This window comes from Streptomyces sp. NPDC029956 (assembly GCF_055574655.1).
Genome location: NZ_JBVHZJ010000088.1, coordinates 1 through 26,031, shown reverse-complemented (window position 1 = coordinate 26,031; position 26,031 = coordinate 1). Strand labels below are relative to the sequence as shown.

22 protein-coding genes are annotated in these 26,031 nt (G+C 72.2%); 10 read left to right on the top strand and 12 right to left on the bottom strand.

The window, feature by feature from the left end; genetic code table 11:
• Positions 1–390 precede the first annotated feature (390 nt).
• The 4 genes from ACZ4XX_RS38230 (at position 391) to ACZ4XX_RS38215 (ending at position 4,764) form a co-directional block, all read left to right on the top strand.
• Entirely contained in the window at positions 391–1,104 is a 714-nt protein-coding gene (locus ACZ4XX_RS38230; protein ID WP_468512417.1) for a carbonic anhydrase, read from the top strand.
• A 418-nt stretch (positions 1,105–1,522) separates the two neighbouring features.
• A complete protein-coding gene (locus ACZ4XX_RS38225) occupies positions 1,523–2,173 on the top strand; it encodes a DUF4360 domain-containing protein (protein ID WP_468512416.1) in 651 nt (216 codons plus the stop codon).
• Between the two features lie 318 nt (positions 2,174–2,491).
• On the top strand, positions 2,492–3,640 hold the full coding sequence (locus ACZ4XX_RS38220; RefSeq protein WP_468512415.1) for a tetratricopeptide repeat protein: 1,149 nt from the start codon (positions 2,492–2,494) through the stop codon (positions 3,638–3,640).
• Between the two features lie 56 nt (positions 3,641–3,696).
• Positions 3,697–4,764, top strand: a complete 1,068-nt coding sequence (locus ACZ4XX_RS38215; RefSeq protein ID WP_468512418.1) for a polyprenyl synthetase family protein — start codon at positions 3,697–3,699, stop codon at positions 4,762–4,764.
• 104 nt (positions 4,765–4,868) lie between these two features.
• Here the strand turns inward: ACZ4XX_RS38215 and ACZ4XX_RS38210 are convergent, their stop codons facing one another.
• Together ACZ4XX_RS38210 and ACZ4XX_RS38205 are read right to left on the bottom strand one after the other, a co-directional pair.
• Complete coding sequence (locus ACZ4XX_RS38210) at positions 4,869–5,462, bottom strand: SixA phosphatase family protein (RefSeq protein ID WP_468512414.1); 594 nt, start codon at positions 5,460–5,462, stop codon at positions 4,869–4,871.
• Positions 5,463–5,612: 150 nt separating this feature from the next.
• A complete protein-coding gene (locus ACZ4XX_RS38205; RefSeq protein ID WP_468512413.1) occupies positions 5,613–6,842 on the bottom strand; it encodes a PP2C family protein-serine/threonine phosphatase in 1,230 nt (409 codons plus the stop codon).
• Between the two features lie 403 nt (positions 6,843–7,245).
• On the opposite strand from ACZ4XX_RS38205, the gene ACZ4XX_RS38200 reads away from it, so the two are divergent.
• From ACZ4XX_RS38200 to ACZ4XX_RS38190, 3 genes are all read left to right on the top strand, one after another.
• A complete protein-coding gene (locus tag ACZ4XX_RS38200) occupies positions 7,246–8,955 on the top strand; it encodes an alpha/beta fold hydrolase (protein WP_468512412.1) in 1,710 nt (569 codons plus the stop codon).
• A gap of 22 nt (positions 8,956–8,977) precedes the next feature.
• Entirely contained in the window at positions 8,978–10,657 is a 1,680-nt protein-coding gene (locus ACZ4XX_RS38195) for an alpha/beta fold hydrolase (protein ID WP_468512411.1), read from the top strand.
• Positions 10,658–10,927: 270 nt separating this feature from the next.
• A complete protein-coding gene (locus tag ACZ4XX_RS38190; RefSeq protein ID WP_468512410.1) occupies positions 10,928–11,782 on the top strand; it encodes a DMT family transporter in 855 nt (284 codons plus the stop codon).
• Between the two features lie 31 nt (positions 11,783–11,813).
• Here the strand turns inward: ACZ4XX_RS38190 and ACZ4XX_RS38185 are convergent, their stop codons facing one another.
• The 5 genes from ACZ4XX_RS38185 to ACZ4XX_RS38165 all read right to left on the bottom strand — a co-directional run bounded on the left by ACZ4XX_RS38185 (position 11,814) and on the right by ACZ4XX_RS38165 (position 18,352).
• Positions 11,814–12,767: an ABC transporter permease gene (locus ACZ4XX_RS38185; RefSeq protein WP_468512409.1), complete on the bottom strand. Its 954-nt coding sequence runs from the start codon at positions 12,765–12,767 to the stop codon at positions 11,814–11,816.
• Entirely contained in the window at positions 12,764–13,915 is a 1,152-nt protein-coding gene (locus tag ACZ4XX_RS38180; RefSeq protein WP_468512408.1) for an ABC transporter ATP-binding protein, read from the bottom strand. The genes ACZ4XX_RS38185 and ACZ4XX_RS38180 overlap by 4 nt, the downstream gene beginning before the upstream one ends.
• Positions 13,916–14,170: 255 nt before the next feature.
• A complete protein-coding gene (locus tag ACZ4XX_RS38175; RefSeq protein WP_383856551.1) occupies positions 14,171–14,326 on the bottom strand; it encodes a VenA family class IV lanthipeptide in 156 nt (51 codons plus the stop codon).
• A 44-nt stretch (positions 14,327–14,370) separates the two neighbouring features.
• Complete coding sequence (lanL, locus tag ACZ4XX_RS38170) at positions 14,371–17,166, bottom strand: class IV lanthionine synthetase LanL (RefSeq protein WP_468512407.1); 2,796 nt, start codon at positions 17,164–17,166, stop codon at positions 14,371–14,373.
• A gap of 391 nt (positions 17,167–17,557) precedes the next feature.
• A complete protein-coding gene (locus ACZ4XX_RS38165; RefSeq protein WP_468512406.1) occupies positions 17,558–18,352 on the bottom strand; it encodes an SDR family NAD(P)-dependent oxidoreductase in 795 nt (264 codons plus the stop codon).
• Between the two features lie 319 nt (positions 18,353–18,671).
• On the opposite strand from ACZ4XX_RS38165, the gene ACZ4XX_RS38160 reads away from it, so the two are divergent.
• Positions 18,672–19,316, top strand: a complete 645-nt coding sequence (locus tag ACZ4XX_RS38160) for an SDR family NAD(P)-dependent oxidoreductase (protein WP_468512405.1) — start codon at positions 18,672–18,674, stop codon at positions 19,314–19,316.
• Positions 19,317–19,512: 196 nt separating this feature from the next.
• Here ACZ4XX_RS38160 and ACZ4XX_RS38155 read toward each other — a convergent pair whose 3' ends face one another.
• The 5 genes from ACZ4XX_RS38155 to ACZ4XX_RS38135 all read right to left on the bottom strand — a co-directional run bounded on the left by ACZ4XX_RS38155 (position 19,513) and on the right by ACZ4XX_RS38135 (position 24,201).
• Positions 19,513–20,916: a sulfatase family protein gene (locus tag ACZ4XX_RS38155; RefSeq protein WP_468512404.1), complete on the bottom strand. Its 1,404-nt coding sequence runs from the start codon at positions 20,914–20,916 to the stop codon at positions 19,513–19,515.
• A gap of 97 nt (positions 20,917–21,013) precedes the next feature.
• Complete coding sequence (locus ACZ4XX_RS38150; protein ID WP_468512403.1) at positions 21,014–21,106, bottom strand: putative leader peptide; 93 nt, start codon at positions 21,104–21,106, stop codon at positions 21,014–21,016.
• Positions 21,107–21,314: 208 nt separating this feature from the next.
• Positions 21,315–21,713 carry a hypothetical protein gene (locus tag ACZ4XX_RS38145; RefSeq protein ID WP_468512402.1) on the bottom strand — a complete coding sequence of 133 codons (399 nt, stop codon included), beginning with the start codon at positions 21,711–21,713 and terminating at the stop codon, positions 21,315–21,317.
• 118 nt (positions 21,714–21,831) lie between these two features.
• Positions 21,832–22,572, bottom strand: a complete 741-nt coding sequence (locus tag ACZ4XX_RS38140) for a class I SAM-dependent DNA methyltransferase (protein ID WP_468512401.1) — start codon at positions 22,570–22,572, stop codon at positions 21,832–21,834.
• A gap of 183 nt (positions 22,573–22,755) precedes the next feature.
• Positions 22,756–24,201 (bottom strand): purine-cytosine permease family protein, encoded by a 1,446-nt coding sequence (locus tag ACZ4XX_RS38135; protein ID WP_468512400.1) that lies wholly within the window; start codon positions 24,199–24,201, stop codon positions 22,756–22,758.
• Positions 24,202–24,438: 237 nt separating this feature from the next.
• On the opposite strand from ACZ4XX_RS38135, the gene ACZ4XX_RS38130 reads away from it, so the two are divergent.
• The gene (locus ACZ4XX_RS38130) at positions 24,439–25,119 is read left to right on the top strand and encodes a class I SAM-dependent methyltransferase (protein ID WP_468512399.1); all 681 of its coding nucleotides are present in this window, start codon (positions 24,439–24,441) and stop codon (positions 25,117–25,119) included.
• A gap of 111 nt (positions 25,120–25,230) precedes the next feature.
• Entirely contained in the window at positions 25,231–25,857 is a 627-nt protein-coding gene (locus ACZ4XX_RS38125; RefSeq protein WP_468512398.1) for a hypothetical protein, read from the top strand.
• Positions 25,858–26,031: the final 174 nt, after the last annotated feature.

The following is a 26,031-nucleotide window of genomic DNA, read 5'->3' as shown; positions in this document are numbered from 1 at the left end:
CAGTACGAGGACTTGTGCCCGGCGCGCCGAGAGCACGCACCTGACGCCGCGGGGCCGCCCTTCGGGCGACGACGGGAGTTTGACGACAGGACCTAGGCGGGGGGTGAAGGGCGTCGGGCGGAAGGTGCGGCGACGGGCCTGGGGCGTGGCCCCGAGGGCGGCGTCGGCGACGGCGCCGCCGCGGCCGCCGCTGGGACGCGCAGCCACAGGTCGTCCGTCGGCGGCCACCCGGGTGGAGGTCGGGACCTTCGTCGGTGCGGCTTCAAGAGTCGTCAAAGACGTGCTGAGCGTTGAGCAATGCACGACCGGGCGGCCTCGCAGGGCCCGTACGTTCCTCGTGTGACTCAGACTCCTTCATCCTCAGAACCTCACATATCCCAGGGCCCTTCCGTGGCGGCTTCCTCCTCGCGTCGCACCCTGCTGCGCACCGCCCTCACCGGAGCGGCGCTGACCGCAGGGTCCTGGGCGTGGGACCTCCCTCCCGCATCGGCGACACCGCGGGCGCACGAGAAGCCCCGGCCCGCCACTCCCGCGGCGGCCTTACGCGAACTGAACGCGGGCAACCGACGCTGGCGCACCCACCACGAGCGGCACCCGCACGAATCGCTCGCCGTCCGCAGGGACATGGTCTCCGGACAGCATCCGTTCGCCGTCGTACTCGGTTGCATCGATTCCCGCGTCGCACCCGAGCTCGTCTTCGACCAAGGCCTCGGCGATCTCCTCACCGTACGTTCCGCGGGAGAGGTCCTGGACGAGGCGGTGCTCGGCAGCGTGGCGTACGGCGTGCTGGAGCTGGACATCCCGCTCGTCGTGGTGCTCGGACACCAGTCGTGCGGCGCCGTGTCCGCGGCCGTCCACGCGGAGGAGAGCGGCGAGCGGCTCCCCGCGCACATCCAGTACATCGCCGACCGGATCAAACCCGCGATCGACCACGCGCACGAGGGCGCCGCCCGCATCGACGCGACCGTCTCGGCACAGGTACGGCTCGTACGGTCACAGCTCGCCGCGGAGCCCGACCTCGCGACGAGGATCGGGGAGGGACGGCTGGCGATCGTCGGCGCGCGATACGAACTGACCAGCCAACTGGTCCACCCGGTCGACTGATTGCACGACCCGGCTCCCTCACCGGCCGGTGAGGGACGACCGTCCGTCCTGCCTCCGGGGCGTCAAGAGGCCCTGTGCGCTCTTCCACGCCAAAAAGAGGGGGCTTCGCGGTGCGGTTAATGGCTGGGCGCCACCCTGCCCCGACGGACGCGGGCACCTAGCATTCGACCATCCCCGCTCACAACGGCGGTGTGGCCGGGCAGAGTTCATACGCATGATAGTTCAACCATTGCCGGTTGGACTACCCCACTGCGTACTCCGGCCGTCCCGATTCCTCGCACCTCGCACCAGGTCTCCACCGCAGTAGGTCCGTCATGGCGCGCCGCCCTTGAGCGCGGCGCGCCGCATCCCGGCCCGTGGCGCCGACGCCCCCGTGCGTCAGCGCCCGTCGGGAACCGAAGCACCGGATGGGAGAAACATGAGAGTTCCCCTGCTCGTGAGCGCGGCGGTCGCCGCCCTGCTCGTCTCGGCCCTGCCCGCACAGGCCGGCCCGGGGTCGATCGTCGACCCGCCGCCGGACAAGATCGTCATCGACATCGCCACGGTCAACGGATCCGGCTGCCCCCTGGGCACCGCCGCCATCGCCGTGTCCGAGGACAACACCGCCTTCACCGTCACCTACAGCGAGTACCTCGCGCAGGTGGGCGGCGGCTCGTCCCCGACGGCGGCCCGCAGGAACTGTCAGCTGAACCTTCTGGTGCACGTCCCGCAGGGCTTCACGTACGCGATCGCCAGCGCCGACTACCGGGGCTACGCCTCGCTCCAGCGCGGAGCGAGCAGCACGGAGAAGGCCTCGTACTACTTCCAGGGCTCGCCGAGCACGGCCTCCCGTACGCACACCTTCCGGGGCCCGTACGAGGACAACTGGCAGACGACCGACGACACCGACTGGGCACAACTGGTGTGGGCTCCCTGCGGTGTCCAGCGCAACTTCAACATCAACACCGAACTCCGGGTGAACGCCGGCACCTCGAGCCCCGGCGCCACCAGCTACATGACCATGGACTCCACGGACGGTGACATCAGCACCGTCTACCACCTGGCATGGAAGGAGTGCCCGGCCGGCTGACGCGCGCGGCGGCCGCGGCGCACCGACCCGCCCGGCCGCCGACCGGCTCCGGCGGCTTCGGCCGCTGGTTCGATGTCCTCGACCGGCAGGCGCACACGACTCCCGCGAGACCACGTCGCCGACAGGAGAGCTCCCGCACACACGGAAAGCCGTTCAGGCGTCCCCCTCGCTGGGGACCTCCGGCCACCGCGTCGTACTTGAGGATGATCCGGCGCCCCCACGGAGACGGACATTGCGACAGAAGCGGAACCTCGCCCCGGGACAACCGTCTTGATCCTCGCGTCGGCTTGATCGTCGAGCCGACCCGAGGAGGTTCTGATGGCAGGTCAGGTGACGGAGAGGCCGGCGATGGCGTCGGCGCCGGAGTACCAAGGGGCGCTGGGGTCGCTGTCCGTGAACGCCTCCCTGCCCGAGGTGCTCGCCCGGGGCGTGCAGGAACTCCGGGCGGCCGAGGAGACCGGAGACCTGAGGGAGGCGGCACGCTGCGGGCTGGCCGTGGCCGAGGCCTGCCGCAGGCTCGGGCGGAACGACGAGGCCGACCGGGCGTGGAAGGCGAGCTACCGGGCGGCGCGGTCGGCCGGTCACGAGGGGGCCATGGCGTGGGCGCTGTGGAGCGGCGGCACACTCGCCCGCCAACGCGGTGCGCTCAGGCTGGCGTACCGGCTGCTGGGGCTCGCGGCCGAGGCGGGCGAGCGCGGCGGGGACATCGTCGTGCGCGGCTACTCGCTGGCGGGGCTCGCCGAGACCGGGCGCATCCAGGGCGACTACGAGGCGGTGGGCCGGCTGCACGAACAGCTGCTGGCCGAGGCCCGCCGTCGCGGCGAGGCCCGTCACACGGTGTGGGCCCTGGAGGGAATCGCGCAGATGCACCGCAACACCGGCTCCTACGACGAGGCGCTGGCCCTCTTCGAGGAGGCGGCCGAGACGGCGTCGCGCGCCGAGGACCGGCGCGGATGGGCATGGGCCCTGCGGGGCATCGCCGACGTGGTGTCCGTACGGGACGGCGACGTGGAGCGCGCCCTGTCCCTGCTGTCGCGGGCCGAGGAGGCATGCAGGGAGATACGGCTGGCCGGCGCGCTCGCCTACAACCACAAGATGCGTGGCAACGTGTTGTACCGGGCGGGCCGCTACGAGCAGGCCCGCGACCTGTACGCGCAGGCTCTGGAGGAGTTCCGCGAGATGGAGGAGCCGCGGGGAACGGCACTGTCGAGGCTGGGACTGGTCAAGGCCGACGCCCGCCTCGGCCGCGACGCCGCGCACACCGCCGCGGAACTGACCGAACTCCGCACCGCACTGGACCGCATCGGGCTGCGACACGCCCGGGACATGGTGGACAAGGCCGCGGCGGAACTGGGTGTCGGCCCACTGCCGGACCACGACGGACGCGGACCGGGGACAGCCGGCCCGGTGCTGCCGGCAGTCGGGACGGAAGCCCTGCGGAAGGCCGACGTGGAGGGACTGCGGTGAGCTCCCTCCCGACATCGGCCCGAGCGGTCTGCACCCTCACCGGCGTGGCGGGCGCCATGACCATGGCCGCGGGGGGCCCGCCTCGGGTCCACGAGCTCTCGGCGACGGACCTCCTGGGCCGGTGCCGTGATCAGGTCCGCCCCGCGCTGGTGGAGGCGGTGGGCCGGCTGCACCCCTGGACCGGTGAGATGGCGGCGTACGCACTGGGCTGGGCCGATACGGCCGGAACCCCGGACCCCGGCGGATCCGAGGGCAAGGGAGTGCGGCAGGCGCTGGCCCTGCTCGGCGCCGAGGCCGTCGGCGCGGACGGCGCCGACGCCGTCCCGGGCGCGGTCGCCGTCGAACTCGTGCACACCTTCTCCCTCCTCCACGACGACATCATGGATGCCGACGCGCTGCGCCGGCAGCGCCCCGCGGTGTGGAAGTCCTACGGGACCGGCCCGGCCGTCCTGGCCGGCGACGCGCTGCTCGCCCAGGCCGTGACGAGCCTGGCGGAGGCCCCGGGCCCCTGCACGGGGGCCGCGGTCAGGCACCTGTGCGGGACCCTGACCACCCTGGTGTCCGGCCAGGCGGAGGACCTGCGCTTCGAGGACCGCCCCTGGTCCGGACCCGGGGCGGTCGCGCCGGAACAGTACCGGTCCATGGCCGAACACAAGACGGGCGCCCTGCTGGGGTGCGCGCTCGCGCTCGGCGCGATCCTCGGCGGCGCCGAGGACAGGACCGTGCGCACGCTCGACCGGGCAGGACGCCATCTCGGCCTCGCGTTCCAGGCGGTGGATGACATCCTCGGCATCTGGGGCGACCCGCGAGTCACCGGAAAGCCCGTCCACGCCGACCTGCGACAGGGCAAGAAGACCTACCCGGTCCTCATCGCACTGGCCGGCGGATGCGGGGCCGCACGCGAACTCGACGCGCTGCTCGCGTCCGGACGGCGGATCGACGGCGAGACCGCCGAACACGTCGCGGGCCTCGTGGAGGAGGCCGGCGGGCGGACCGAGACCCGAGAGGAGGCACGTCGGCACCTGGACGCAGCCCGCCGCTCACTGCGGGAAGCGCCGCTGAATCACCCCGCAGCACATGAACTGGACGTACTGTCCACCCACTTGCTCGACCGCACCTGGTGAGGTGAAGTGAGGTGACGTGACGCCCTATGGCGTCACGTGGCGTCCGCCGCCACGGTGGCCGACCAGGGGCGCGTCTCACGGAGGGCTCCCACCTCGGGGCCCGCTCAGGACGGGTCACGGACCCCACGGGGAACCGCCAGGTCCGTCAGGAGCGCCACACCCGGGCGCAGGTCGGTCCAGGTGCCGGACCAGTACAGGACGGCGATCGCCGACGTCGGGAACTTGGTCCGTACCCGGTCCAGGATGTCCGCGTCCGCGTCCGCGCCCACTGCACCGGCCGCTCCGGCCGCGAGCAGGAGGATCAGGTCCTCGAGGCCCGGGTTGTGCCCGACCAGGAGCAACGTCGCGACCTCGTCGGGTACGCCGTGGAGGACATCGAGCAGTTCGGGGCCGTCCGCCCCGTACAGTCGCGGGTCGTGGCGGGTCGGTACGGCGCCGTCCAGCTCCGCGGCCGCCAGCTCCCAGGTGTGGCGGGCGCGCCGGGCCGGGGAGCACAGGACCAGGTCCGGCAGCCCGCCGACCTCGGCCAGGAAGCGCCCGACGGCCGGGGCGTCACGCAGGCCGCGCGGGCCGAGGGGGCGGTCGTGGTCGCCAACGCCCTTCGGCCAGGCGCTCTTGGCGTGCCGGAGGACCAGCAGCCGGCGAGGCCTTTCGGCGGGGGAGGGGACGTGCTCAGGGGGCTCGGTCGAGGGCTGCACGTGCCTGAGCGTACGGGGTGGGTCGCCGAGCGGCCACGGACACCAGGGTCAGGCCCGCGACCTGACCGGCAAGGACTGCCAGGCCGCCCGCGGATCGCCGCCGGCCCTTGCACCGCCGACCCGACGAATCCACCCTCACGGCCGCGGACTTCACAGGCGGATGACGACGAGCGCCGTGTCATCCGTGTTGCGGTTGGTGTTCAGGAGGTCCGTGAGGAGGGCGTCGGCCAGGACCTCGGGGGTGTCCCGCCTCCGCCGTCGCAGGGAGTCGGCGAGGCGCGCGAGGCCGACGTCGATGTCCTCCGAGCGGCGCTCGATCAGGCCGTCGGTGTACATCACCAGTGTCGCGCCCTCGCTGAAGGCGGCGGTCGCCTGGGGGCGGGAGACGTGCTCCGGGCGGGCGCCGAGCGGCGGGTCCGTCGCCTGGTCGAGGAAGACCACGTCGCCTTCGGGGGTGAGCAGCGCGGGCGGAGGATGCCCGGCGCTGCTGTAGGTGAGGGTGTGCGTGCTCCAGTCGATGAAGGTCGTCGCCACGGTGGACGACTCGGCGCCCTCGACGGAACGGGCGTAGAGCCCGAGGACTTCGAGCGCCTGGGCCGGGCCGTCGGCGACCAGCGTCGCCGCGCTCAGCGCACTGCGCAGTTGTCCCATGACGCAGGCGGCGGTGAGGCCGTGGCCCACCACGTCGCCGACGGCCACCGCCATCCGGTCCCCGGGGAGGCCGACCAGGTCGTACCAGTCGCCGCACACGTTGAGCCCGCCGACCGCGGGGCGATAGCGCACGGCCGCCCGATGGTGTCCGACGGGGCCGGGGGAGGGGAGCATCGCCGCCTGGAGGGCCAGCGCCACCTTGCGCTCCCGGGCGTGCGCCATACGCAGACGCTCATTGACCTCCTGCAGTTCCCGGGAACGTGTGTAGAGCTCTGCCTCCAGCCTGGCTGCCTGGGTGGTACCTGTCAGACTGCCACGGGCCCGGATGAGCGAAGTGACCTCCTCGACCCGGTGCACGATCAGCACCACCTGGCCGTCGGTGCCCAGTACGGGCGCGTTGACCGGGCTCCAGTAGTGCTCCTGCCAGTGGCCGGCCCGCTCGGAGTCCTCGATGTCGTAGCGGAGCAGAGCCATGGTGTCGCGCTCGCCGGTGGAGACCACGCGCAGCATCGACGCCTCGGTCTCCCGCATGCCGGCGGCGGCCGGGTCGCCGGGGTTCTCCGGAAAGACGTCGAAGATGTAGCGGCCGACCAGCTCGGAGCGGGAACGCCCGGCGAGACGAGCGAAGTCCTCGTTGACGTCGACGTACACCAGGTCGGGAGTGAGCAGTGCGACCATGCCGGGCAGGGTCTGGAACACGGCTGCGTAGTCGACCTGCTGCTCGTTCATCCCGCTGACCGTCCCGACGTCGACCACCCGTGTGCTCCTCCACGATAGGAGGGAACGTGTCACGACGGCCGAAGTGCTGTGCATCGCAGCCTTGGACCGTCACCCGGTCGGCCCCACGGAGAGTACGGCCAGGCCGGTGTCAGGAGCCGCCGGTACCCGTATGGCAGGGCGTCACGGCCGACCCGGTCGGACAGCCGGGGCAGGTGTGTCGGAACCCCGGCTCTTCCACGGATCCTCCCCTGCTCGCGCGGCGAACGTCTGCTCCGAGTGGAGTCCTTGAGTGGTGGGCCTCCCGCCACGGAAGCAGGCTGGCGTGCGCCGATCCTGCCGGGCCACGCGGCGGACGGCCACACCCACGCGCCCCGGCCCCGAGCGGCGGGGGACGTCCGAGAGAGGGGATCACATGGCGGAACAGAACATCGGTCCGGACGACCGTCCGTCCGTACACAGGGCCGTCAGGGCCGATACGGCAGCCGGGGCAGTCACGGCAGCCCGGATGGTCACGGCAGCCGCCGCCGTACGGGCCGTACGGGCCGAACGCCGCAGGACGCCGCGACGCGTCCCCCTGGTGGGGAGCCCCCACCGCACGCGTGCCCGGACAGCGCTCGTCGCGGTCGGCCTGGCTGTGATCGGCGCGCTCAGCCCTACCCCCGGCAGCGCCCTGTCACCCCCTGCCGAGGGGCCCGGGCCGGGCCACCCGGCACGGTTCGTGCCCGGCCCGTGCCCCGAGACGACAGAGCCGATCCCCGGGCGATGCGGGTTCCTCGAGGTGCCCGAGAACCGCACCCGCAAGAAGTCCCGGACCATCCGGACGGCCGTCGTGATCATTCCGGCCACCTCGGCGAAGCCCGCTTCGGACCCGGTGGTGTTCATGGAAGGCGGTCCCGGTGGCGACGCGATCGGGGCCATCCCCTTCCTGATCGCCTCTCAGGTGAACCGGGACCGCGATCTGATCGTCATGACCCAGCGCGGCGCTCTCCACTCGCAGCCGAACCTCGCCTGCCCGGAGCTGGACCGGTTCAACGCGACCGCCGTCGGACTGCCCTACGACGCGCCGTCCACCGGGCGAGGCCTGGTACGCGCCGCGAAGCAGTGCCGGGACCGCCTGACCGCAGAGGGGAGCGACCTCGCGGCCTACAACACCACCGAGAACGCCGCGGACTTCGCCGACCTGCGCAAGGCCCTGGGCATCAGGAAGTGGAACGTCTACGGCTACTCGTACGGCACCGACCTGGGCCTCACCTACCTGCGCCGACACCCCCAGGGCATCCGCTCGCTGGCGATCGACTCGGTCGTGCCGCCACAGACCGTGAGCCTGCCGTGGGCCTGGGACAGCGCCCAGGAGGGCATCAACGCGATCTTCGCCGCATGTGAGGCCCAGCCCGCGTGCGACGCCCGATACCCGGACCTCTCCCGCACGCTCACGGAGCAGGTACGGCGGCTGGAGGCCAACCCCCTGACGCTGACCGTGCCGCCGCCCGGTGGCGGTACCCCGGTGAAGGTCGTCCTCGACGGCGGCACGCTGGTGAACCTGCTGGTCGCCAACGGCCGGCTGGTCCCGTCCGCGGACGTCCCCGCCGCGCTCCACGAACTCGCCGCAGGCAATCCGGAGCGCCTCGCGCAGGCCCAGGCCGCCGGCGCGACACCCGCCATCGGCGAGTTCGCGCACGGGCTGACGCACTCGGTGGCCTGCGCCGAGTGGGCGCCGGGCTACTCGAAGCGCGACGTGCTCGAGGCGGGTCGACGAGCCTTCCCCGGCTTCCCGGACTCCGTGCTGGCCCACGCGCCGCAGCTGCCCTTCGAGCACGACCTGTGCCGCGCCTGGAACGTACCGGACCGCACCTCGGTCCAGCGGGTCGCCACCCACAGCAAGGTGCCGGCGCTCATCGTCACCGGGACCTTCGACGCGAAGACCGGCGCGAGCTGGGGGCCGTTCGCCGGCCGCACACTGCCCCGCTCGACCGCCGTGGTGGTCCCCGGGATCACCCACTGGGTGGTGCCCCAGGAGCCCTGCGCCGCGTCGGTCCTGCGCTCCTTCCTGGCACGCCCGACCGCGCCCGACACCGACTGCGTGGCGGGTGTCGTGCCCAAACCGTTCACCATCACCCCCTGACCCGGAATCCGGAGAACGCACGATGTCCCCTCGCACGACCCCCCGCCGGCGCCCCGCCAGGCGGCTCCCGGCGACGCTGGCAGGAGCCACGGCGGGCGCCCTCGTCGTCGGCCTCGCCGCGATGCCCGCACACGCCGGGTCCGGCACCGACGGCCCGATCGGCACGATCGCCCGTACGGTGGGAGACGCCCGCTTCGAACCCGGCCCCTGCCCCAGGACGGCGGACCCGATCCCCGACCTCGCGCGCGCACGCTGCGGCACCCTCACCGTGCCCGAGAGCCGCTCGCGGACCCAGGGACCCCAGGGGCCGCACGGGCCCAAGGAGACCGATAAGCCCAAGGAGTCCCAGGGGCCGCACGGGCCCAAGGAGTCCAGGGCCCCCCAAGGACGCAGGATCACCCTCGCCGTCGCGATCATGCCCGCGGAGTCCGCCACCCCGGCACCCGACCCGATCGTGTGGTTCGCCGGCGGACCCGGCGACGACGCCGTCTCCGAGATCCCGATGGCTCTCGCCGGCGACCTGAACCGCGACCGGGACGTGATCTTCATGTCCCAGCGCGGCACCTACTCGGCCGACCCGGTGCTCACCTGCCCGAACATCGACGAGTTCAACGCCCGCGCCCTCGGTCTCGTCTCCAACGCGCCGTCCACCGGCCGCCTGCACGTCGAGGCGACCCGGGCCTGCCGTGACCGGGTGGACGGACTGGGCGCCGACCGCAGCGCCTACAACGACATCGAGAGCTCGGCCGACTACGACGCGCTGCGCAGGACGCTGGGCGTCAGGAAGTGGAACGTCTTCGGCATCTCCTACGGCACCCACCTGGCGCTCAACTACATGCGCCTGCACCCGAAGGGCATCCGGTCGGTCGGCATCGACGGCGTCCTGCCGCCGTCCCTGGGCGGCGGGGCCGTGACCTGGAAGGCCGCACGAGAGGGTTTCGACGGCCTGTTCAAGGCCTGCGCGGACCAGCCCGCCTGCAACACCCGCTACCCGAACCTGAAGGCCACCTTCCTCCGCCTCGTCAGCGAACTGGAGGCCGACCCGATCACCACCACCGTCACGGTGCCGGTGCACCCGGAGCCGGTGAAGGTCGTCCTCGACGGGGGCAACCTGGTCGCCTGGCTGACCTCGGCCACCCATGTGGCGGCCGGAGTGCCCCGTTCCCTCGACGAACTCGCCCACGGCAACCCGCAGCGGATCGCCGAGCAGCTCGCCGGCGGCAAGTACAGCCCGCAGGCCATCGGAAGGGTCGCCCACGGGCTGGTCTACGGCGTCTTCTGCAGCCAGTGGACCCCGTACGAGAGCCGGGCCGACATCATCCGGGGCGGACGCCGCGCGTTCCCGTCCTTCCCCCGGTCGATGCTCGCCAACGCCCCGCAACTCGCCTGGCTCCACGACGACTGCCGCGCCTGGGACGTCCCCGCGGCGCCTCCCTGGATCCGGGACGTGACCCGGAGCGACATGCCGACCCTCGCCCTGTCCGGCGGCTTCGACGCCCAGACCGCGCCCAGCAACGGGGCCTACGTGGCCCGTACGCTGAGCAGGTCCCACGCCGTCACGGTCCCCTACGTGGCCCACGTGGTCTTCGCCGACTCGCCGTGCGCGCAGACGATCACCACCTCGTTCTTCGCGAACCCGGCCGCGCCGGACACCGGTTGCCTGGCGGGCCTCCAGCCACCGCAGTTCGAGATCGCGCCCTAGAAAGCCCCGGCACCGCACCGGAGACGACCGACCGCCCGGCCCCCGCTCGTATCGGAGCAGGGAGCCGGGCGGACGTGTGCGGGGCCGTCCGCGGTCGGCCGCCACGAGGGGCTCGGGCCCGACCCCCGTTGCTGCCGTGTCCTCGGCGCCGCCGTTCCCCGTATCCGCTCGGCATGGTCCGAGGGCGGGCATTGGCCCGACCGGGTCCTCCGTACGGGTGCCCGCCGGTGTCGGCCCCCGGTCGGCCGCCGTGCCGGTGAGGATCGGTCCATGGGCGTCGTCCTGCCGGTCCTCTTCTCGCTGTTCGCGGCGTTCAGCAACGCGCTGGCCACCGTGCTCCAGCGGCGTGCGGCGCTCACCGTCCCGCAGTCCGACTCCTTCCGGCCCGGGCTCATCCTCGACCTGCTGCACCGTCCCCTGTGGCTGGCCGGCATCCTCGCCGTCATCGCCGCAGGGGTCGGACAGGCGGCGGCACTCGCGACCGGGCCGCTGGCCCTCGTGCAGCCGCTGTTCGTCCTCGAACTTCCGCTCGCCCTGCTGATCGCCACCCTCCTGACGCGGGAACGACTGCCCGCCCGGCTCTGGGCCGCCGTGGCAGGGGTCGTGCTCGGCCTCGGAGTGGCGCTCGGGGCCGCCTCGCCCACCGGCAACCGCACCCATGTGGAGCTGGACCGCTGGGTGCCGGTCCTGGCGGCCTGCGCCGTCGCCGTGGTGGTCCTCGCTGCCGTCGGACTGCGCAGACCGCCCGGACGCGCGAGGGCCGGCTGTCTCGGCGCCGCGACGGCGATCTGTTACGCGCTCACCGCCGCGCTCATGAAGACGTCCATGCACATCCTCGGCGACGGAGGCATCGGCGCCTTCCTGACGTCCTGGCAGACCTACGCCTTCTGTGCGGCCGGGATCGCTGCCCTCCTGCTCCTCGAACACGCCATGCAGGGCGGTCCGCTCGTCGCCTCGCAGCCGGCCCTGACCCTCGGAGACGCGACCGTGAGCCTGGCCCTCGGTGTCCTGCTGTACGAGGAGCACGTACGGGCGGGCTGGTGGCTGCTGCCCCAGCTCGCGGGCATCGGGCTGATCGTCCTCGGGGTGTTCGCGCTGGCGCGGAGCGGCGTCGGCACGACCTGACCACGTGACTCCCCCGGCGTCCGACGCGGTGTCATTCCGGGCGGCTGAAGCGTCGTGCCGCCCACAGCAGGGCGACGATGCCGGTGGCGAGGAGAAGGCCGGCTTCGAGGGGGAGGGGCGGCTGCCGGCCCGCCCATTCGATGCCGGCGGCGGCCTGCTGGTCGGACACGCGGTGGGTGATGCACCGGCGGAGCAGGTCCACCGCGTAGGCCAGCGGGTTGGCGGCGGCGAGGGCGTGAGCCCAGCCCGGCAGGGTGTGCAGGGGGAAGAATCCGCCGGAGAGGAACAGCAGCGGCATCATGATCAGGCCGAGGAGCGTGTGGAACGTCTCCGCCCTGCGCAGGGACACGGCCAGGGCGAGGGCCAGAGCCGTGATGGTGAACGAGGCCAGGACCATCCCGGCGAGGAGCAGGACGAGAAGGAGCGGGTCGTAGGGCAGGCCGACCGTACCGGCGAGGCCGAGCAGTACGGCGCCCTGCGCCGTGGCGGTCATCGTGCCGCCGGCGCAGTGTCCCAGGAGGAGGGTGGCGCGGCTGACGGGGGCCATGAGGAGCTCCCGCAGGTAGCCGCTCTGCCGGTCGGTGATCAGACGGATGCCCACCATGATGGCCGGCGTCTGCACCGTCATCATCAGCATGCCGGGGAAGAGGTAGGCCTGGTAGCCGACGCCCAGGGAGGAACGGGGGATGAGGGCGGCCAGTCCGCCTCCCAGGATGAGGAGGTAGAGCATCGGGTGGAGCAGCATCAGCGCGGTGTGGGTGCGCTGGCCCGCCAGGCGCAGCAGGTCGCGGTGGACCAGGGCGTGGATCGCGCGCAGTTCGTGACGGAGACGGGTCCGCCATCCGCCGTCATAGGTGCCCGAGGCGCCCGATGTGCCCGAGGTGCCGGAGACGCCCGGGGCACCGGGGCCGTCCGAGGCGTCCGAGGCGTCCGAGCCGTTCGGGGTGTCGGGCGCGTCCGGGGTCTTCACCGTGAGGTCGGTCATCGGCTGTCGCCGCCTTCCGACGCGGGTGCGCACGGCGATGCGGGCGCGGCCGGTGCGTGGTTCGGCTTCGTGGTGTCGAGGCTGCGGCCGGTGTGGTGGAAGAAGACGTCGTCAAGCGTGGGCGGAGCCGCGGAAGCGGCGTGTACGGCGATGCCGTGGCGTTGCAGTGCCGCACAGAGACGCGGAATCCAGGTGCTGCCGTCCGGCACTCGCAGGGAGACCCCGCCGGTGCCCGCGGTGATGGCACGGTCCGGCGGAACGATGCCGCGCACGACCGACTGTGCCGCGGTGTCGTCGCTGGTACGCAGCACGACCAGGTCGTCCCCGATCGCGGCCTTCAGCGCGAGGGGCGCGCCCTGCGCCACCACGCGCCCACCGTCGATGATGGCGATGCGATCACAGTTCTCCGCCTCCTCCAGGTAGTGGGTGGTGACGAAGAGCGTGCTGCCGTGCCGGTCGCGCAACGCGCGCAGATGCTCCCAGACCTGGGCGCGGGCGTGCGGGTCGAGTCCGGTGGTCGGCTCGTCCAGGAACAGCACACGGGGAGAGTGCAGCAGGGCCCGGGCGATCTCCAGACGGCGCCGCATGCCGCCCGAAAGGGTGCGCACGGGGGAGCGCCGCCGGTCGGTCAGACCGGCCGTCTCGAGCACCTCCGCGGCGCGCGAGCGGGCATGACGGCGGGACAACCCGTAGAGCCGTGCGTGGATGTGGAGGTTCTGTTCGGCGGTCAGGTCCGCATCCAGGGAACTGTGCTGGAAGAGCATGCCGACACGTCGCCGTACCTCGTGGGGCCGAGCGAGCACGTCGACGCCGGCGACGCTGGCGTGACCGGCGGTGGGGCGGGCCAGGGCACACAGCACGGAGATGGTGGTGGACTTCCCCGCACCGTTGGGCCCGAGGAAGGCGAAGGTCTCGCCCTGCGGCACGTCCAGGTCCAGGCCCCGTACCGCGTGGGTGGTGGTGCCCTGCGGACCGGGGTAGCTCTTGACCAGGCCGCGCATGCTGATGGCGGACACGGGCTCGGGAACGTGGTGGGCGACGGTCGGAGAGACGGCCTCCGTGGTGACGGCTGTGGGGGACAGGCCGTCGACAGCGGCGGGCGGGTGCGGGTGGTCCGGGCGGTCCTCGTCGCCGGCGGGTCGCTGCATACGGTCGGCTCCTCATCGTCGGGTTCGCCGTCCTTGGCCACTCAGGCGCGCTGAGGCGGCCGGGTGCGCATTCCCGCGGCGGAGTCGGGACGGCGGTCGGGGAGCCGGCACCTTCCCCGCCACGCCACCGCGGCGCCGGACCGTGGGATCGGCCCGGGGCCATGGAGTCGGCGTGGCGGGGAGGGGGCCGGTTCCCGGGGAACATCCGGCCGGCGGCTTCCCGGGTGGGCCGCCGGCCGGATGGTGGTGCCGGTGCTACGCGCAGCTGATGCCGATACAGACCGTGTTGAGCAGGGTCAGCAGGCCGACGCACTCACACGTCGCGGCGAACGGCGCTCCGTCGACGCCGACGGGGTCGGTCTCCGGAAGGGCGTGGAGACGGGCCAGCAGTTCGATGTCGTTGTTCTCCATGGTTTCTCCTTCGTTCTGACAGCTGGCGACAGTCGTGCTGCCGCTCAGACCGGCATCCGGACCATCCAGTGCCGGGGGTCTGTGTGACGGGTCCGCAGGAGGAAGGCCAGGATTCCGGCGGATCCGTCGCTCCAGCTGGTCGAGACGTCCCCGTACTCGTTGGGGAAGACCACCTGGGCATGGCGTCGGGCCCTCTCGCTGAGGATGAGGCGGGCCAGATCCTCGGCCGTGGCGCGGTGGACGGGGTCACCCGTCGCCTCGGCCATGTCGAGGAGGAAGTCACCGTTGCCCGCCAGACCGTGGCACTGGGCAAGGGCGGCGCGGGAGGCGCGCTCGGTGACGGCGTACGTGCTGCGGCGGGCGAAGTCGCCGAACCTGTCGTCCCCGGTGGCCTGCCACAGCCGGACGAGGAAGGAACCGATGCCCGCCGCGCCGTGGCACCAGTACGGGGCCGTGGGCGGGTCCGCGGCCTGGGCGGGCCATTGGGCAGCCTCGCCGGTGAGTACGGCGTCGGCCAGCAGGTGCTCGCCGGTCTCCACCGCGAGGTCCAGGTGCTCCTGACGCTGCGACACGGTCGCGGCGGCGAGGAGGAAGTACCCGATGCCGGCGCTTCCGTGGGCGAAGCCGAGGTAGCGCTTGCCGCCCTCAGGGGACGCGGCTTCCCCGGGAACCGGCCAGCTCACTCCGGACCGATCACGCCGTGCCGCGGCCACCAGCCGGTCGGCCGCGTCGACGGCCAGTTCGGCGAAGCGCGGATCACCGGTGCGGTGCCACAGGTGGACCGCGGCAAGCCCACTGCCCGCGCTGCCGTGGGTGATGTCGTGATGGGGAGCCGCCTGTTGCGGGGCCAGCGCCAGGGCCGACGCGTGGTCGACGAGCGCCCGGTCGTCCACGGCGCGCCCGGCGTCGTACAACGCCCAGGCGGTTCCGCGTCCGCCGAAGTGCAGACCGGGGCGGGTGGAGCGGAGATCGGTACGGTCCGCGATCCAGCGGCCCGCGGTGGAGATCAGCTCGGGCAGGCGGTCGTCACCGGTGAGTTCCCAGTACCGCGTCAGTACGGCCAGGACACCGGCCGCGCCCTGCTGCACGGTGCAGGGGTCGGCCTCCCCGGCCGTGGTGGACACGGGCCACAGCCGGCGCTCGTCCCCGGGAGTCATCGAATCGACGAGATGGTCCACGATCCCGGTCACCGCGCGGTCCACGGCTCCTGCCACCCCGTGGTCCGCAGCCCCGGTCGCCGAATCGTGTGGACCGTCGCTCCCACTCTCGTCACGGCCGGCGTCACGGCCGGCGTCACGGTGTCCGTTCTGCGCCGGGCGCGGGGCCGGGTGGTTTCCCGGCTGCCACGGATACGCCTTCCGGAGGGCCTCGCGCGCCCGCTCCGGGTCCCACCGCTCGGCGGGGTCGTCCCTCATCAGCCCGAGGACCATCTCCGCGAGCCCGTCCGGCAGCCGGAGCGGCCCGGTACAGGCGGTCAGCCATGCGGCGAGCCGCTGCTCCGCGGCCCGGGTGGCGGGCTCCTCGGGCAGCAGGTTCGGCACCTTCCCGGCCAGTACGAAGCATGCGGTGGCGCCAAGGCTGTAGTAGTCGCCCGTCGGACTGACGGGAGCGTCGTTCAGGCGTTCCGGGGCACTGAAACCGGGGGTTCCCACGCGGGTCGGCAGGGCGGCCTCGTCCTCCAGGACGGCGAGTTCGAGGTCGATGAGGCGCAGTTCACCGTCCGGTCGGACCATGACGTTGCCGGGGGTGAAGTCCCGCAGGACGCAGCCCCGCGCGTGGGCCGCCGCGACCAGGTCCACCAGGCGTCCGACCTGCGCCGGCGCGTCGGCACGGTAGCGCTCCGCTCCGGCGTCGCGGAAGTGCTCTGCGACCCAGGTACGCAGGGTGACCCCCGGCACTTCCTCCTGGGCCAGGAAGAGGTGCCCGCCGTGCTCGAACAACGCCAGTGGTTCCGGAGCCAGCCCCGTGCCCTTGAGCTTCTCCAAGGTCCGGGCCTCGGCGCGCAGCCAGTCCCGGACGTCGCAGCCCGAGGCGTCGGCCTCCACGTGCGGACGGGCCTCCTTGATCACCACGAGAGCGCCCGTACGGACGTCGCTGCCTCGGTAGACGCCGCCCTTGTTGGTGTGCCGGATCGCCTCCCGAACCGCGAAACGACCACCGAGCAGCACCGGAGCGGTCGCCCCGTCAGTCTCCTCCGACGCCTCCGTCCTCTCGGCCCCGTCCGTCGCGCGCGGCACGACGGGCACCGTGGCGGGGAAGGGAGAGACGGCCCACGCGGGCGGAGAGTACTGCCCGGTGCGCTTGTCCTCGACGGGATTGCCGTCGGGGTCCTCGATGAACCACACCAGCAGCCCGTCGTCCGAGAGCCGCCTCCGGCCGATGAACGAGCCGTACCGGTAGTGCACCAGCGAGTGCACGGCGTACGGCTGGTCGGACAGGATCCGAGGGCCGGCGAGTCCCGCCGTGGCCTCGTGCAGGTCGAGGGCGAGCCGGGCCGCCCCGTCGTCGGAGCGCGGGTAGACGGTGATGAACTTGCCCGAGCTTCCCCGGGGCGTGGCACGGGAGTTGAGCGCACTCACCTGGTCCAGCGACCGGGCGAACTTGAACGCCGACTCCTCCCGCAGCAACACCTCCAAGGCCCTCTCGAGGACAGCCGGCGCGGAGGCGGCCGTCGCCGACAGATGGAGCTTCCACCCCTGCTCGCGCCGTGTCCCCGAACCGGGCGTGACACGGCACCACATCTCGTCCGATTCGGCCGCCCAACGCGCGTCCGTACCCGTGGCGTGCAGTGCCTTACGGAGAAGGCCTTCCAGCTCAACTTCGGTAACCTGGCTCGTCATTCGTGTCCTTCTCGACGGTGAGGTCCGCTGATCGGAAGGTTCCCCCTGGCATATCCGGACCAACGCGCACCCACCCGTATTCACTTGATCCGGCGAGCGCACAGCGCGCTGGAGCGGCCCATGGGTGCGCCCAGCGCAGAAACAGGCTCACGAAATACCCGCCCCGGAACGGCCGTGTGCCATCGCGCTGGGGCTGGGGCTGGGGCCGGGGCTCTGGGGACGGCGACGGGACGGACGCGGCGGCCCACGACCCGCGAGCCCACGACCCGTAGCCCGTGGGCATCGGCCCACGGGCTACGGACTACGGGGTACAGGCGACGGGTCACAGGCGCCCGACGAGCCAGGCGCAAGGGGCCAGGGGCAGCTCGTCGTACGACGGCTGCCGGCTCCGCTACGGCAGGATGGAGTCGATGTACCCGCCGTCCACACGCAGGGCGCCGCCGGTCGTGGCGGACGCGTGCTCGGAGGCGAGGTACACCACCATGCCGGCGATCTCCTCGGGTTCGATGAGCCGCTGCAGCAGGGACTGCGGACGGTGTTCGCGCATGAAGACGCGTTGCGCTTCGTCCCACGGCAGCGAGCGGTCCACCAGTTCGTACACGAACTGCTCCACGCCGCCCGTGCGCGTGGGGCCGGCGATGACGGAATTGACGGTGACGCCGGTCCCCGCCGCCTGCTTGGCGAAGCCGCGCGTGACTGCCAGCAGGGCCGTCTTGGACATGCCGTAGTGGATCATCTCGGCGGGGATCACCACCGCCGAGTCGCTCGCGATGTTCTGGATCCGCCCCCAGCCGCGTTCGCTCATGCCGGGAAGGTACTGACGGATGAGCCTCACCGCGGCCAGGACGTTGACCTCGAAGTAGCGCCGCCACTCGTCGTCGCTGATCTTCAGCGGGTCGGCCTCGCCGAAGATGCCGAGGCTGTTCACCAGGATGTCCACGTGCGGCAGCGCCTCGGCCGCCAGCCGCGCGCCGTGCTCGGTGGCGACGTCGGCGACCACCGGAACCAGATCCGCGTCGGGGGCCTCGGCCCGCATGACCGCGATGGCCTGCTCGACGCGTTCCTCGGTCCGCCCGTTGACGCCGACGCGGGCTCCGGCCCGGGCCAGACCGGCGGCGATGGCGGCACCGATCCCCTGGGTGGAGCCGGTGACCAGCGCGGTACGGCGTGTCAGATCGATGAGCATGGCCGGACGGGCTCCTTACAGAACTCGACGAGTGCGTCGGGTCACCCCCGCCCGTTTCGTGTACCCGCCCGGTGCCGGAGAGCATCGGACAACCCCGCATCACCCTTCGTACGGCCCACTCGGCAGGCCTCGGTGCGGTGCTGCTGCCGTGATCCCGGCGAGCTGACGGGCGGATCGCCGCTCGCCGCAACCACAGGTACGCCCCTTTCGCCCTCCCCTCCGTGACCACCGGCCCCGCTGCCCGCGGCACCCCGGGAAGACATGCCGACCGTGGGCAGTTGACGTTCCTGTCGTTGCACTGCGGGGAGAGGGAGCGGTCATGGCGGGAGCATTCATCATCGGGGCGGGGCCGGGGATAGGGCAGGCCGTGGCCCGGCGGTTCGCTCGGGAGGGGCTGCCGGTCGCGCTGATCGCGCGGACGAGGGAGACGGTGGCGGCGGCGGCCGAGTCCATCGGCGCTCCCGGGGTGCGGACCGTGCCCCTCACGGCCGACGCCGCCGACGAGACGGCGCTGCGCGCCGCCCTGGACACCGCCGCCGGTGAACTCGGCGAACCCGACGTCGTGGTCTACAACGCGGCCGTCATCCGACCCGATGCCGTCGGCGAACTCCCGCTCCGCGACCACGCGGACACCTACGCGGTCAACGTCCTCGGCGCGCTCACCGCCGCCGCACACGTCCTGCCCGGGATGGCACGGCGCGGACGGGGAACCTTCGTCGTCACCGGCGGGATGCCCGAGATGAAGGCGCAGTACGTGAGCCTGTCCCTGGGCAAGGCCGGGGTGAGGGCTCTGGTCGAACTGCTCGACGCCGAGTACGGACCTTCGGGTGTGCACGTGGCCACGGTCACCGTCGGCGGGGTCGTCGCACCCGGGACCGCGTACGACCCCGACGACATCGCCGAGCACTACTGGCGTCTGCACACCCAGCAGCAGGGGCAATGGGAGCGTGAGGTGCTCCACTGAGCGAGCCCTCGCCCTTCACCGGCAGATGAGGGGCGGGGCCTCGCCGCGAAACCCTGCTCCTCACCGATGGATGAGGGGCAGGGGCCGGCCGCGTCACCCCGCCTCACCGACGGCCCGGGAGCGGAGCCTGGCGGCGATCCCCGCCACCCACCGACAGCTCGGGAGCGGACCTCGCCGCACGGACCTCCGCCACGCCTCAGTAGCGGAGCAGCCCCGCGTCGATCCGTTCCCACGCGGTCCGCAGCTCGGCGAGTCGCGCAGGCTCGAACGGCGCCCGGTCGGCCTGTTCGCGGGAGTCCTCGGACAGATGGAAGAGCTGGTCGCGGCCGGACTTGCCCCGGTAGTACTTCCAGTCGCCGCGGCGCAGTGCCCGCTCGCCCCGTACCCGCCAGAAGAGATCCCGCTCGGGCACGTCGGCGCCGCGGAGCAGGTGCCCGGCGAGGCTCGTGCCGTCGAGGGGGTACGCCGGGTGGGGGCGGGCTCCGGCCAGGTCGAGCAGGGTCGCCGTCCAGTCGGGCGTGAACACCGGCAGGTCGCTGACCTGGCCTCCGTCGATCCGGGCGGGCCAGCGCAGGATCGACGGGACGCGGATGCCGCCCTCCTGGAGCGAGCCCTTGTTGCCGGCGAGCGGCCAGTTGTAGGAGAAGCGCTCGCCGCCGTTGTCGCTGGCGAAGAAGACGAGCGTGTCCTCCTCCTGGCCGGACCGCTTCAGCGCCTTGAGGACCTGTCCGATCGAGCGGTCGAGGTCCTCGACCATCTCCTTGTACTTCTCGACGGAGCCGCCGTCCTGGTGCCAGAGGGCGGAGCGGTCGCCGGCCTTGATGCGGCGGACGATCTCGTCGCTCGCCTCCTTGTCGCCGTCGGCTATCCAGGGCCAGTGCGGGGTGGTGAAGTTCAGGTTGAGCAGCCAGGGCTTGTCGTGGTCGCGGCTGACGTACTCGCTCGCCCGCTCGGTGAGGATCCGGGTGTAGTAGCGAAGGTCCTTGTACTCGGCGTCGCCCTCGTAGAGGTCGTACTCGCCGCCGAGGCCGAGCTTGGAGTAGTACTCCAGGGCCCCGCCGAAGTTGCCGAAGAACTCGTCCCAGCCGGAACGGGTGGGGGAGTAGTCCGGCAGGTAGCCGCAGTGCCACTTGCCGATCAGGGCGGTGGCGTAGCCGGAATCCCGGAGGAGCGAGGCGAGCGTCGGATGGGTGGGCTCAAGGCCGACGGACTTGTCGGCGATCGGCTCGGCGAGCCCGCCCTTCGTACGGCCCGGGTAGCGGCCGGTGTAGAGGCTGAAGCGGGTGGGGGAGCAGGTCGCGGAGCCGGAGTAGGCGTCGGTGAAGCGGACGCCCTCGCGGGAGAGCCGGTCCAGGTGGGGGGTGCGGATGTGCGGGGAGCCGTACGAGGAGAGGTCGGCCCAGCCGAGGTCGTCGCCCAGGATGAAGAGGATGTTGGGCCGTCGGGAGTGGCGGCGAGGCCGAGCGGCTCGGAACGGCCGCTCCCGCGGGACGGCCGTGGGCGACGCCTGCGCGGCGGAGGCGGTGGCTCCCAGGGCGGCGGCAGCTGCGGCACCGGCGGCGACCCCGCCGAGGGCGCGGCGGGACAGGGGCGTGGACATACGGGTCTCCAGGAGGGCGTGCGGGCATGCCTCCGAGGCCCGGCGGGCGGGGTGAAGGGAGGATGCGTGGGGTGCGGGGCGAGTGGGAAGCGAACGGTCAGGGGCAGCGACAGACAGCGCTCGCGACACGGACGAGGTCCACGTGCCGGCGCTGGAAGCGGGTGACCGAGCGGTCACGCGGGGGCTGCATGAGCCAGGAGTCTTGTCGAGACGGACAGGGCCGTCAACGGCGTACGGGCAGGTCGACGCGCGTAGTTCGCATGATCGACATACCGGTGGACCCAGGGGCCCACGGCCTCGCTCATCACGCGGTCGCCCTTTTCCTCGCATGGGGACGGAGACGGTCTCGTCCGGTGTGTCGTCCGCCGCTGCCGGTCAGCTGGGCGAGGTCTCCACGGTCACGGCCACCGAGCGGGCCGGAGGCGCGCCGCGACGAGCTCCATCTCGACGAGTGTGCCCGACAAGCCGGTCGTTCTCAGCTGGTCCGCCATCGTTCGCGCTCGTGCGAGGGACAGCTCGTCCACCTCACGCAGGGCACGCAGGACGTTCACGGGACGCGCTTCGGGTTCTGCCGACCGGAGCCTGGCAGGCCCGTGTTCGGCCAGGAGCGCCTGGCGGAACTCCTCAGGGGTCGCCCCACCGCTGTCCTGCTCGCACCAGGCGACGGGGCAGCCCCGGCAGCTCCCCTCGGTTCCCCACCAGAGACTCCCACGGTCGATGAACTGGCCGATATCCCGGATCAGCACGCCGCCGCAGGCTTCGCAGGCTGTCGCGATTCTCACGCCCTGGGTGATCACCGTGCTCCTCGTCGTCGGACCTGCCCGGACGGCGCCACGGGCGTCACAGGGGGCCGGCCCAGGCACTGCCGGAGTCAAGAGACGGGCACGACGCACGTCGCCGGCCCGCCGGCCGGCCTCAGGTCGGCTTGCGCCACACGGAGATGTGCTTCGCGGAGTCCTGGGTGAACGGCGCCCCTTCCCAGTCCGCGACGCGACGCTCCAGCTCGAGCCCGGCGATCCGCGCCATCAGGTCGAGCTCGGCCGGCCAGGCGTAGCGGTGCCGGGAGTCGTCACGGCGGTAGCGGCCGTCTTCGCCGTCGCGGGTGACGTGGTGCGAGACGAGGATCTGCTCGACCAGGTCGAAGGTGTCGAAGCCGAGATGCTGCTCGGAGACGTCGAACGGCACGGCGACCTGTCCGGGTGGAAGGAACCGCAGCGGCGGCACGCCCAGCTCGATGACGAATCGGCCACCGGGCTCCAGATGACGTGCGGCGTTGCGGAAGCACTCGACCTGCTCGTCCTGCGTGAGCAGGTTCGTGATGGTGTTGTAGACGAGATAGACCAGGGTGAACTCGCCGGGAACGACGGTGGTGGCCATGTCCCCGATGACCACCGGGAGCGTCTCCTCGTCGATCTTGGGCCGTAGCACCGCTGCCATGTGCTCGGACAGTTCGATGCCCACGACCGGCACGCCGCGTTCCCGGAGCGGGACGCCCACTCGTCCGGTCCCGATGGCGAACTCCAGGGCCCGGCCGTCTCCGGCGAGCTCGGCGAGGAAGTCGAGAGTCGGTCCGAGAACGGCGGCCGAGGACGACTCGGCCTCCTCGGCGTCGTAGCGGTCGGCGGTCGCACGGGTCCACAGCTCACTGCTCGTCACGGGCGGCCACTCTGCCGGGTACCGAGGGCGCTGTCGACGCATTTACCTGGTCCCGGCTCCTTGCGGTGGCCGCGTACGACGACGCGTCGGGGCGTACGGCGGCGCGTCGGGCGAGCGGTCGCACAGCTCTCGCCCGACGCCGCCTCGCGGGCGCACGGTGCGCCCGACGGGTGCGTACGGGGGTCAGCCGACGGGCGCAGCCGTGGCGTCGGCTTCGGTGACGGTCGGGTGGACGGTCTCGGCGGGCGGGTCGGCCGTGCGCCGCACCCACAGCCAGTACAGGGCCGCGGTGACCACGAGCCCGACGATCCACGAGATGTCGGCGCCGTCGAGCCTCTTGGTGAGCGCGCCGGTGTACAGCTTGGTGGCCAGGAACGGGATCTGGACGGCGACGCCCACGACGTAACAGGCCAGAGCGGTGACGTTCCAGCGGCCGTAGCGGCCGTCCGGGTCGTACAGGGCGGGGATGTCGACGCGTTCGCGGGAGACCAGGTAGTAGTCGACGAGGTTGATCGCGCTCCACGGGGTGAACACCATCAGGATGAGGAGCACGAAGTTCTTGAAGTTGTTCAGGAAGTCGTCGCTGGCGGCCAGCGCGATGACCATCGACACGGCGGTGAAGCCGAGGATGTAGGCGGCTCGGGCGGCGGCCGAGATGCGCGAGCGGCCGTCGAACGCGGTGACCGTGGTCAGGATCGACATGAAGCCGCCGTACGCGTTGAGGCAGTTGACCGTCAGCTTGCCGACCACGATCACCAGGTAGATGAGGAACGCGAGGACTGCGGGCCCGGCAAGGTCGCCGAGGAAGCCCACCTGGTCGCTGAGGAAGGTCTTGCCGGCGACGGCGGCGGTGAGCGCTCCCAGCGTCATCGCCCACTGGGAGCCGATGACGGAGCCGGCGAACGTGGACCAGAACGTCGTGCGCGTGCTGGTGTCGCGCGGCAGGTAGCGCGAGTAGTCGGCGACGTACGGGCCGAAGGTCAGCTGCCATCCGGCGCCGAGCCCCACGGCGAGGAGGAAGGTCGCTGTTTCGAAGCCCTTGTTCCCGACGTGCGCGCCGACGTCGTACTGGGTGAACAGCCGCACCAGCAGGTAGCCGAGGCCGAGCACGCCGACGACCGTGGCGATGCGCCCCGCGATGTGGATGAGCCGGTAGCCGGTCACCGCGACCACGGCGGTCAGCGCGCCGAAGAGGAGGATGCCGGCGTTCGTGTTGTCGATGTGCAGCATCTCGGACAGTGCCTGGCCGGCCAGGACACTGCCGGTCGCGGCGAAGCCGAGGTACATGAGGATCACCAACAACAGGGGGAGGACCGCCCCGTGGACGCCGAACTGCGCGCGGCTGGAGATCATCTGCGGGACACCGAGCCGCGGTCCCTGCGCGGAGTGCAGCGCCATCACGATGCCGCCGAGCAGGTTGCCGATGAGCAGCGCGGGTATCGCCCAGAGCGCGTCGGCGCCGAAGACGACTGCCAGAGCGCCGTCGACGATCGCGGTGATCTGCATGTTTGCGCCGAACCACAGAGTGAACTGGCTACGCGGCGTGCCGTGCCGCTCGGCGTCAGGGATGACCTCGATGGTGCGCGTCTCCATGGAGAGTCGCTCCCCGGGGGTGTGCTGGACCGGCATGGTGGAGACCTTTCCCGCAGCGATTCCGGTGTGTCCGGACGGAGCGCAGCCGTTGACACGTGACTGCGTGCGCCGAATCTCGCATAGCGTCGAACAGGTATCAAGATCCTGAATGGAGAATTTCAGCAACGGTGCGTCGGACGGAGACGACTCCCTGTCTCTCCGCCTCCGGCCGCCGAACTTGCCGGACCGGCAAATTTCGCGCCATGAGTGGAGCCGGATGGGCATGGTGGGTCCGTGACCGAGAACATCGCAGCGGGATCGCCCGCGTCCGACGCCCCCTCGCCCATCGACGCCTACGTCGGAGACCCCGCACTGCGGGCGGAGTGGGACAACCGGTACGCCGACCGGCAACAACTCTGGAGCGGCCGGCCGAACGGCGCGCTCGTGGCGGAGGTCGCCGGCCTCACTCCAGGGCGGGTTCTCGACGTCGGCTGCGGCGAGGGTGCGGACGCCGTCTGGCTCGCGCACGGCGGCTGGGACGTGACCGCCCTCGAGGTCTCGGGTGTGGCCCTGGAGCGGGCGGCCGGACACGCACGAGACGCAGGCGTCACCGTGCGCTGGGTCCACGCAGCACTGACGGACGCGGCGTTCCCGCCGGGCTCCTTCGACCTGGTGTCCGCACAGTATCCGGCGCTGCTGCGCACCCCCGACGCCGCCGCCGAGCGGGCGTTGACCGCGGCCGTCGCGGTCGGCGGTGTGCTGCTGCTCGTCCACCACGCGGGAATGGACACCCGGCCGCCGGACGAGAGCGGCTTCGACCCGGCCGACTACGTCTGGCCCGCGATGGTCACGGCTCTCCTCGGCGACGACTGGGCGGTGGAAGTGGACGAACGGCGCGCCCGCGTGGCGCCCGACGGCGGAGCGGGCGCACACCACACCGATGACCTGGTGCTGCGCGCCCGTCGGCTGCGGTGATCTCGATCCGATGCGCACGGACGCGGTCCGGAACGGGTCGAGCCGTTCCTGAGGCCGCGATGATGCGCAGCGGCCCGCACCGGGCGTCGACGTCGAACTAGTCTTCGGGCCATGGCTTTGCGACCTGACGAGTTCTACGACCACGCCCTTGCCGCCGCCGATGCCGAGCGTCGGCTCCCGCTCGCGCGCATGACAGGGTGGAGCATCAGCCCGTTCGAGGCGGACGGCTTGCGCGTCTCGCCCCTGCGCCCTCCCGTTCTGCCCGAACCTCCGCGACACGGCGAGGACCCGTCGAACTGCGAGTCGTGCCGTGACCGGGGCGATGGCATCTGGTTCAACGACACGTGGCGGCTCACGCGGATCGCCGGCGTCGGTGTGCCGCTGGTGCTCATGCTGCATCCGCTCGAGCACCACGACATGGCAGACCTGCCCGACGAACTGGCGGCCGAGTTGGGGGTTCTGACCACTCACATCGTCCGACACGTACAGGCTCTGCCCCACGTCTCGCGGGCCCACGTCTACCGCATCGGGGACGGCGGCGCGCATCTGCACATCTGGTTCTTCGCCCGGCCCGAGGGACAGGCCCAGCTGTACGGGTCATGGCTGCCGGTCTGGGACGATCTGCTGCCGGAATACCCGGCGGACGTCGCAGAGGCAGACGCGGCGGTCGTGGCAGACGCGTTGGTCGCCTCCGCCGGCGGGCGTCGCTCGGCTGCCGCCGAGCCGACGCACGACTGACCTGACGCCACAACGACTCACGCCGGAACGTCGGACGCCGGAACGACTTACGCCGGAACGTCGGACGCGGGGGGGGGGGGGGGGGGGGGAGGGGGGGAGGGGGGGGAGGGGGGGGGGGGGGGGGGGGGGGGGTTGGGCGGGTCCAGTTTTTGTGCTTCCCCCGCCCGGCGATCA